8 protein-coding genes and 1 pseudogene are annotated in these 8,618 nt (G+C 44.2%); 8 read left to right on the top strand and 1 reads right to left on the bottom strand.

Annotation, left to right across the window (positions count from 1 at the left end):
* Positions 1 to 179: IS3 family transposase (locus tag ACK5MF_RS09280; protein ID WP_416919125.1), on the top strand; the 179-nt coding region annotated here is incomplete at its 5' end.
* A 102-nt stretch (positions 180 to 281) separates the two neighbouring features.
* On the opposite strand, the gene djlA is transcribed toward ACK5MF_RS09280, so the two are convergent.
* Positions 282 to 1,133, bottom strand: a complete 852-nt coding sequence (gene djlA, locus ACK5MF_RS09285) for a co-chaperone DjlA (RefSeq protein ID WP_416921528.1) — start codon at positions 1,131 to 1,133, stop codon at positions 282 to 284.
* 146 nt (positions 1,134 to 1,279) lie between these two features.
* Here djlA and lptD point away from each other — a divergent pair, with 146 nt between their 5' ends.
* The 7 genes and pseudogenes from lptD to ACK5MF_RS09320 all read left to right on the top strand — a co-directional run.
* Positions 1,280 to 3,682 carry an LPS assembly protein LptD gene (gene lptD, locus ACK5MF_RS09290; protein ID WP_416921530.1) on the top strand — a complete coding sequence of 801 codons (2,403 nt, stop codon included), beginning with the start codon at positions 1,280 to 1,282 and terminating at the stop codon, positions 3,680 to 3,682.
* Between the two features lie 82 nt (positions 3,683 to 3,764).
* Positions 3,765 to 5,060, top strand: a complete 1,296-nt coding sequence (surA, locus tag ACK5MF_RS09295; RefSeq protein WP_416921532.1) for a peptidylprolyl isomerase SurA — start codon at positions 3,765 to 3,767, stop codon at positions 5,058 to 5,060.
* Complete coding sequence (gene pdxA, locus ACK5MF_RS09300) at positions 5,050 to 6,042, top strand: 4-hydroxythreonine-4-phosphate dehydrogenase PdxA (protein ID WP_416921534.1); 993 nt, start codon at positions 5,050 to 5,052, stop codon at positions 6,040 to 6,042. Before surA ends, pdxA begins: the two co-directional genes overlap by 11 nt.
* A 13-nt stretch (positions 6,043 to 6,055) precedes the next feature.
* Positions 6,056 to 6,883, top strand: coding sequence for a 16S rRNA (adenine(1518)-N(6)/adenine(1519)-N(6))-dimethyltransferase RsmA (gene rsmA / locus ACK5MF_RS09305; RefSeq protein ID WP_416921536.1), 828 nt, complete (start codon positions 6,056 to 6,058; stop codon positions 6,881 to 6,883).
* Positions 6,884 to 7,099: 216 nt separating this feature from the next.
* Positions 7,100 to 7,480 carry a Co2+/Mg2+ efflux protein ApaG gene (gene apaG / locus ACK5MF_RS09310; RefSeq protein WP_416921538.1) on the top strand — a complete coding sequence of 127 codons (381 nt, stop codon included), beginning with the start codon at positions 7,100 to 7,102 and terminating at the stop codon, positions 7,478 to 7,480.
* 11 nt (positions 7,481 to 7,491) lie between these two features.
* A complete protein-coding gene (apaH, locus tag ACK5MF_RS09315) occupies positions 7,492 to 8,310 on the top strand; it encodes a bis(5'-nucleosyl)-tetraphosphatase (symmetrical) ApaH (RefSeq protein WP_416921540.1) in 819 nt (272 codons plus the stop codon).
* Positions 8,311 to 8,432: 122 nt separating this feature from the next.
* Positions 8,433 to 8,618: pseudogene (locus ACK5MF_RS09320) on the top strand (helix-turn-helix domain-containing protein); the annotation flags it as partial.

Here is an 8,618-nt window from a genome sequence, read left to right on the forward strand (position 1 = left end):
AAAACTTCTTCGCTTTACTCAAAACAGAGATGTATCACGGTCAAAGCTTCACTGATGCTGATGAACTGATTGCAAATATCGAAGAATATATAGAGTATTACAATACAAAACGGATTAAGGTGAAATTTAAAGGCCTGACTCCGATAGAATATCGAAATCAGGCCTTGCAAGCCGCTTAACAGAAATGTCCAACTTTATGGGGTCACTTCAGAGCATGGGAACGAGGATTCTCTTAACTGATTGGCATTAAGCTCTGTTACCCTTTTCATTCCGATTCTATTTTACTTAAAACCTTTCTCTTTTTTGATTAAGTCGTAAGCTTGTTGAATTTCCTGAGATTTCTCTTTAGCGACATTCATCATCTCTGGTGGCAAGCCTTTCGCCATCAATTTATCTGGATGGTGTTCATTCATCAGTTTACGATAGGCGCGCTTAATCTCTTTATCATCAGCACTTTCACTTACCCCTAGCACTGAATAAGCATCGGATAATCTGTCCTTAGTGGACGCTTGTTGCCACTGTCCTCCTGCAGAAGAATGCTGTTGATGTCCACCGAATCCACCATGCTGGAAACGAAACGAAGCTTCTTGCATGCGTAAACGACTTTCCAGTTGCTCGGAAGAAAACCCTAAGCCTCGAGCAATTTTATGCAGTACATTTCGCTCGCTTGGGTGAATATCGCCATCTGCAAAAGCGGCGGAGATCTGCAACTCTAAGAAAAACTGCATTAAATCAAAACGACCGCCAGTGGAAATACGCACTCGCTCTAACACATCTTCCAATGGGAAATTCGCATCTTTACCGTCACGGAAGGCATTTTGCGCCGCTAAACGCTGCGCACCATGTAAACTCATACGATCCATCATGATACTAGCGAGCTGGATCTCTTCTTTTGTCACTTTGCCTTTCGCTTTCGCGACATGACCCATTACGGAAAAAGCGGCCTTAAAAAACTCTTCTTGCCTTTCTGCCTGACTCGGGCCAGACCCAAAACTACCGGTATGAAACCCAGCTTGATTTAGTCGCCTCGCCTTATCGAATTGATGTCCAAGAAATAGACCAAAAATTGCGCCAACGGGTCCTCCGAACAGAAAGCCGAAGAAAGCGCCAAGAATTTTGCCAAAAATATGCATTATGTGCTCTCAATCTATGAATTTTTTAGGAGTAAAGCGGTCTGATAGTGCCGGGAGAGTGAAATTCCTTTATGATGTCGGATGTTATCATTTAGCATTGCTCCCAATATTGGAATTAGACAAATTCAACAGGATAGTACAATTCAATGTCACTTTTTTCCCGCTCATTTTTAGCTGTTTCCATTAGCGCTGCACTTTTTGCACCACAAATCCATGCAGAAGATGCGCTAGACGACAGTGTGCAAAAATTGCCAGCTATCGATCAGTGTCTTGTCAATGAGCCTGAACCAGATAATCCAAACGAACAGCCTATCAATGTCGAAGCGGATAATCTAGAAGCAATTAACGGCGATAAAGCGACATACTCCGGTAATGTGGTGGTGGTTCAAGGCAAGAAACGCATTGAAGCGGATAATATTACCCTGCATCAAAAAGATAATATTGCCGTTGCTCAAGGCAACGTCAATTTCAGTGATGGTGAAGTCAAAGCGGTAGCCGATAAAGCCGTCAATAATCTCAACAATGATGAGATGACGCTAGAGAATACGCGCTACAAGTTTTTGTGCGAACCCGGGCGTGGTGAAGCTAAATACATAGCGAAAACAGGTAAAGCGGTATATGAAATCGAAGATGGTTCTATTACCTCTTGCCCTGAGGATGATAGTTCGTGGCGCTTGCGTGCATCCAGTATTGATATCGACCAAAATGAAGAACAAGCCACGTTCTACAACCCTCGACTGGAAGTGCAGAATGTTCCCATTTTTTATCTTCCTTTGTTAACTGTGCCGATTGGTGATACCCGTAAAACTGGTTTCTTATACCCTACTGTCTCATACGGCACTCGTGATGGTTTCGAGATGGAAGTTCCGGTCTACTGGAACTTAGCACCCAACTATGATTTAGAAACCACTTACCATTACATGCAGAAACGTGGTTCGCAGCTCAACAGCGTTTTTCGTTATCTGACAGATTTTGGCCAAGGCAGAATCGAATCTGAGTATCTCAACGAAGATAAACTTCATTTAGACGAAGGCGCTCGATGGGGTTTTCAATACGAACACAGCGGTATTTTCCACCAAGCGTGGAAGTTCGAAGTCGACTACTCAAAAGTCAGTGATTATAGCTACTTCTCTGATTTAAGTTCAGGAATTGGTAACCGTGAAGATGGCCAGTTAATTCAGGAAGGTCAGGTCACTTATCGTACCCAAAACTGGGATACCTCTATTCTGGTGAGACAATTCCAGTTATTGCTCGAAGATCAAACCAGTTCCAGCCAACCATATAAGTTGATGCCACAAATCGCATTTAACTATTATGCACCTGAAGTCATGCGTTATTTGGATTTTGATCTTAAAAGCCATATCTCTCGCTTTGATACTGACGGTGAAGGCAAACCATCCGCGACCCGATTACACATTGAACCTGGTTTAAAGATCCCTCTCGCCAATACCTGGGGTACGTGGACAACAGAAGCTCGTCTGTTAGGAACTTACTACCAACAAGATCTTGAAGGTGTGGACACCTCATTCGTGGATAGTGATGGCGATGGTAAAAATGACAATGATTACTATGGCCTGGAAGAGAACGTATCGCGTGTTATCCCTGAGTTCAGAACTCATGCTGGCATTGTTCTCGAACGTGATACGGTTTTGTTTGACGACTATACTCAAACACTGGAACCACAAATTCAATATTTGTATGTTCCAAGCCAAGACCAGAACAACATTGGTCTCTACGATACAACCCTGTTGCAAACGGACTATTATGGTCTGTTCCGCAGTCGCAAATACAGTGGTGTTGATTACATTGCATCGGCAAACCAGTTTAGCTACGGCGCATCAAGCCGCTTCTTCGATGATGCCTATAAAGAGCGTCTAAATATCGCTTTTGGTCAAATTTTTTATCTCGATAAAAACTTAAAACCATCCAATAGCGACGAAAGCGATAGCGATAACACAGAAAGAACCAACTACTCCGCCTGGGCTGTGGAGATGGATTTCAACTATGACGATTACCTCTTCTATCACGGCGGAGTGCAATACGATGTGGATACCAGTGCGCTACAATTAGCCAACAGCACTCTTGAATATCGATTTGGTGGAGGCTTCATCCAGGCGAACTATCGCTATATAACGAGAGACTACATAGAACAAACCGTGGATAACCTAAATATCGATCTGCTTACTGAAGATGGTATTTCTCAGGCAGGCTTAATCGGCGGCTATCAGCTATCGAAGAAATGGTATGCCAGTGCGCAGTATTTCCATGATTTAACCACCGATGAAGCATTAGAGTGGTTAGCCAACTTACGCTATACGTCTGATTGCTGGTATATGGGCTTTACCTATAGCAACCAGTTGAAAAATGACTGGGGTTACACCTATAGCAAGAATGGCTATTTCGCCGATCCAACTTACGAAAACAACTTTAGCTTTAACATCGGTATCATAGGTTTTGGTACCAGTGTTGGTGCCGGCTCGGGTATGACAGGACTGAGTAGCTCCAGTAACTCTCTAAGTTATGGTCGCCCATTCTTCTTGAATAACTAATTTACGACTTAGCTTTAGATTTTATGGATAAGCTTCAGGTTTTATAGATAAGCTTAACCTTATTAAGATAATAGGATTTTAAATGTATTTGTGGAAACACACCTTGTTAGGTTTAGTCGCAGCACTGTGCATAAGTAATGTCAACGCAGCGCCTGTAGAAATCGACCGAGTAGCCATCATTGTAAACGGTGGTGTTATCTTACAAAGCGACATCGACAGTGCCTTAAAAACGGTACGAGTCAATGCAAGTGGCAATCAACAAGCTCTGCCTGAAGAATCGGTTCTGCGTGAACAGGTAAGAGAAAAACTGATTATTGATACCTTGCAACAACAAGAAGCAGAACGTATCGGTGTGCGTATTGATGACGCCCGTTTGGATGAAGCCATTAACAACATCGCTAAACAGAACAATCAAACGCTGGAGCAACTTCAGGCATCTGTGACAACCCAAGGTCTAACCTACTCAGAGTTCCGTGAGCAAATTCGTAAGGAGATGTCGGCAAGTGAAGCGCGTAATGCCATGGTTCGCCGCCGCATCAACATTCTTCCGGCAGAAGTAGACACGCTGGCAGAGCTGCTGGCACAAGAAACCAATGCAACAGTTCAATACAAGATCAGCCATATTCAACTGCGTTTTAACGATAACCAGGACAAGGCGTTGCTAGAAAAGCAAGCTAATGATTTGGTTGAACAACTTAACTCGGGCGCTGATTTTAGCAAGATGGCTTATACCTACTCTAAGGGGCCTAAAGCGTTGGAAGGTGGTAACTGGGGGTGGATGCGCAAAGAAGAGATGCCAACCATCTTTGCTGACCAAATCAAAATGCAAAACAAAGGCAGCATTATTGGTCCATTCCGCAGCGGTGTCGGTTTTCACATCCTAAAAATTGACGATGTCAAAGGTTTAGAAACCGTTGCGGTAACGGAAGTTAACGCTCGCCACATCCTGATTAAACCTACCATCATTTTGAGTGATGATGGAGCGAAGATGCAGCTTGAAAATATCATCGCACAGATTAAATCCGGTCGGGCGAAATTCGGTGAGCTAGCTCAGCAATATAGCCAAGATCCCGGCTCTGCTGCGCAAAATGGTGAATTGGGCTATCAAACCCCTGATTTGTACGTGCCGGAGTTTAAACATCAGGTTGAGACTCTCCCTGTGGGGCAAATCAGCGAACCATTTAAAACCGTTCACGGCTGGCACATCGTAGAAGTACTTGATAGACGCGAAGTAGACCGTACTGACTCGGCGCTGAGAAACAAAGCCTACGGTATTCTGTTCAACCGTAAATTCAACGAAGAAGCGAGCGCTTGGATCCAAGAACTTCGCGCCAGTGCCTTTGTTGAAGAGCTAAAAGGTGAGCAAGATGAAGATTAAACGCATCGTGGTAACTGCCGGGGAACCGGCAGGTATTGGACCCGATCTCGTTTTAGCTTTATCCAAAGAAGATTGGACACATCAAATTGTGGTCTGTGCTGACAAGCAAATGCTGGCACAAAGAGCGGCGGCACTGGGAATTAGTGTTGATCTTGTTGATTATGATGCGAATTTAGCTGTAGAGCCGCAGAAAGCAGGCTCCCTCGTTGTGGAGCATGTGGCAACATCAGCCCCAGTGATTGCCGGGCAGCTTGATGAGCAAAACGGACATTATGTATTAAAAACATTAGAAAGAGCCGCTTTGGGCTGTATGAATAATGAATTTGATGCTATTGTCACCGGTCCTGTACACAAAGGGGTGATCAACCGAGCCGGTGTCGCGTTTAGCGGTCACACTGAATTTTTTGCCGAGCAATCCAATACCCCACTGGTGGTGATGATGCTGGCAACGAAAGGATTACGAGTGGCACTGGTAACCACGCATATACCACTGGCTAACGTATCCAAAGCGGTAACCAGTGAGCGTCTGGAAAAGATCATTCATATTCTCCACAAGGATCTCGTTGAGAAATTTGCGATTGAGCAGCCTACTATCTATGTGTGCGGCCTTAATCCTCATGCAGGTGAAGATGGCGTATTGGGCCGAGAAGAAATCGATACCATTACGCCAACACTGGAAAAATTACGTCAACAAGATGGGATGAATCTGATTGGTCCATTGCCAGCGGACACCATCTTCAACGACAAATACTTGCAAAAAGCGGATGCTGTTTTAGGTATGTACCACGATCAAGTGCTTCCTGTATTGAAATACAAAGGCTTTGGTCGCTCTGTGAATATCACATTAGGTCTGCCTTTTATCCGAACGTCTGTCGACCACGGAACAGCGTTAGATCTTGCTGCTACGGGTACAGCCGATATTGGTAGTTTCAGAACAGCACTCGCTCAAGCTATTGAATTAGTTGATAAGAAAACGAATTAACTTCGAGAACACTATGAGAAATGATGTCCACTTAGGGCACAAAGCGCGTAAACGTTTTGGTCAAAACTTTCTAAACGATCCTTATATTATCGACGGTATCGTTTCAGCAATTAACCCTCGCCCGGGTCAGAATCTGGTTGAAATCGGTCCGGGTCTTGGTGCGCTGACTGAGCCTGTGGGTCGTGAAGTGGATAAATTCACGGTAATCGAACTTGACCGCGACTTGGCGGAACGTCTACGCAATCATCCTGAGCTGGCAGATAAACTGACCATCCACGAAGGCGATGCAATGCGTTTTGACTTTACTCAGTTAGTCAAGCCAAACAACAAACTGCGCATTTTTGGTAACCTGCCATACAACATTTCTACGCCGCTAATGTTCCATTTGTTTGAATACCATAAAGATGTTCAAGACATGCACTTTATGTTGCAAAAAGAAGTGGTAAACCGCTTAGCTGCCGGCCCGGGTAGTAAAGCCTATGGTCGCTTAACAGTTATGGCTCAATACTACTGTAAAGTTGTGCCGGTACTGGAAGTGCCACCAACGGCATTTGTTCCGCCACCAAAAGTGGACTCAGCGGTGGTGCGTCTAGTACCTTATGAAGAGCTACCGTACCCGGCAACCAGTCTGAAATGGCTGGATCGCGTAGTGCGTGAAGGTTTCAACCAACGCCGTAAGACAGTACGTAACTGCTACAAAGCATTACTGCCACTTGAAGTGTTAGAAGAGCTTGGTATCAACGCAACCATGCGTCCAGAAAACCTAACACTGCAACAATTCGTTGCGATGGCAAACTGGTTAGACGCAAATGCTTCTGATAGCAATAAGAACGACGAATAGTAAACGAAAAACAGAACGACATAGCTCGTCCTCAGACTGATGACAAACCCAACATCGTCATTCCAGAATTTCGGAACGAAATATCTGGAATCTAATAAAAGCGTATGCTGTAAGTAGATTCCTGCTTTCGCAGGAATGACGGAAAGGGACTTTGCCAACAAACTCAGGACGACATAGATCGTCCTGTTGTTTTTCCTATCTTGATAAGGAGTTCACATGGATGTCTCTGCGCCTTGTATTAAGATTCAAGTTCATACCAAATATATCCCTGAGCAATCGACTCCTGAGCAACTACGTTACGTTTTCGCCTATCTGATCACCATTAAGAATCTAAGCGCAGAAACAGTACAGTTAATCAGCCGTCGCTGGCTAATTACCGACGCCAATGGCAAACAGTTAGTCATTGAAGGTGATGGTGTGGTCGGTGAACAACCGTTTATTGATGCTAACGATGAGTACACTTACACTAGCGGAACCGCGATTGAAACACCGGTCGGCGTGATGCAAGGTCACTATATTATGCATGACCATGAAGGAAAAGAGTTTATCACTACGATTGAACCTTTCCGCTTGGCCGTTCCTAACGTTTTAAACTAACCGGAGTAACCGTGGCGAATTATATTGTTGGTGATATCCAGGGCTGCTTTGATGAACTTCAACTGCTGCTCGAACAAGTAAATTTCGATCTGAATAAAGATACATTATGGGTAGCGGGTGATCTGGTTGCTCGTGGTCCAAAATCTCTGGAGACATTACGTTTTATTCGCTCTCTCGGTAATTCAGCCAAAGTGGTATTAGGCAATCACGATTTGCATTTACTGGCTGTCGCTTGCGGTATTCATCCCATTAAAAGCAAAGATAAAACTCGACCAATATTGGAAGCCGAAGACAGAGATCAACTCCTGCACTGGTTACGTGAACAGCCACTATTTTTAGAGCATGATGAGTTTGTTGTTTGTCATGCGGGTATCTCACCTAAGTGGGATCTCGCCGCGGCGCGTGAATGTGCCAAAGAGATCGAAACCATACTGCAAAGCGATCGTTGGATGTGGCTAATTGAAAACATGTACTCCAACCAACCCGATCAGTGGCGATCTGATCTTAAAGATCTGCAACGCTATCGCTACATCATTAACGCTTATACCCGCATGAGATTCTGCTTTATTGATGGCAGACTCGATATGAAGTGCAAACTTCCTCCGTCAGAAGTCAGTGGTAATCTGTTACAGCCTTGGTTCGACCTCAAAAACAGAGTACCCATTGAAAAAACCGTTCTGTTTGGACACTGGGCCGCACTGGAAGGCTATCATGGCAAAGATGTGATTGGGCTTGATACCGGATGTGTGTGGGGTGGACATTTGACTCTGCTGCACTGGGAAGAGAAGAAGTTTTATACGCAAGATGCTCTTAGTGCTGCTGTTGAATAGATATCAAATGAACAAAGCCCAGAGATATTGTTGTAATGTCTGTCAGTTAAGAGAATCCTCGTTCTCATGCTCTGAAGTGACCCCCAATAGTTGGACAACCAATTATTGGGGGTCTTTTATTTATGTCCAAATACAGTCGCGAGTTAAAGTTCAAAGTAGCTAAAAAGTATCTTGATGGCTCCACTCCTCGAGAGCTCGCTGAAAAATATTCTGTCCCAACAAAACATGTTCGTTATTGGACTCATGTTTTCACTATGCATGGTTCAAATTCATTTTTAATTGATGGCCATTCTCTTAGTGCGGAAGCT

Origin of the sequence: Vibrio sp. (assembly GCF_047973365.1) — a bacterium.
Taxonomy (GTDB): Bacteria; Pseudomonadota; Gammaproteobacteria; order Enterobacterales; family Vibrionaceae; genus Vibrio.

Bases quoted from the DNA above. Each gene is read 5' to 3' on its own strand.
- apaG (WP_416921538.1), top strand. From the start codon at position 7,100: ATGGATGTCTCTGCGCCTTGTATTAAGATTCAAGTTCATACCAAATAT.
- lptD (WP_416921530.1), top strand. From the start codon at position 1,280: ATGTCACTTTTTTCCCGCTCATTTTTAGCTGTTTCCATTAGCGCTGCA.
- pdxA (WP_416921534.1), top strand. From the start codon at position 5,050: ATGAAGATTAAACGCATCGTGGTAACTGCCGGGGAACCGGCAGGTATT.
- djlA (WP_416921528.1), bottom strand. From the start codon at position 1,133: ATGCATATTTTTGGCAAAATTCTTGGCGCTTTCTTCGGCTTTCTGTTC.
- rsmA (WP_416921536.1), top strand. From the start codon at position 6,056: ATGAGAAATGATGTCCACTTAGGGCACAAAGCGCGTAAACGTTTTGGT.
- surA (WP_416921532.1), top strand. From the start codon at position 3,765: ATGTATTTGTGGAAACACACCTTGTTAGGTTTAGTCGCAGCACTGTGC.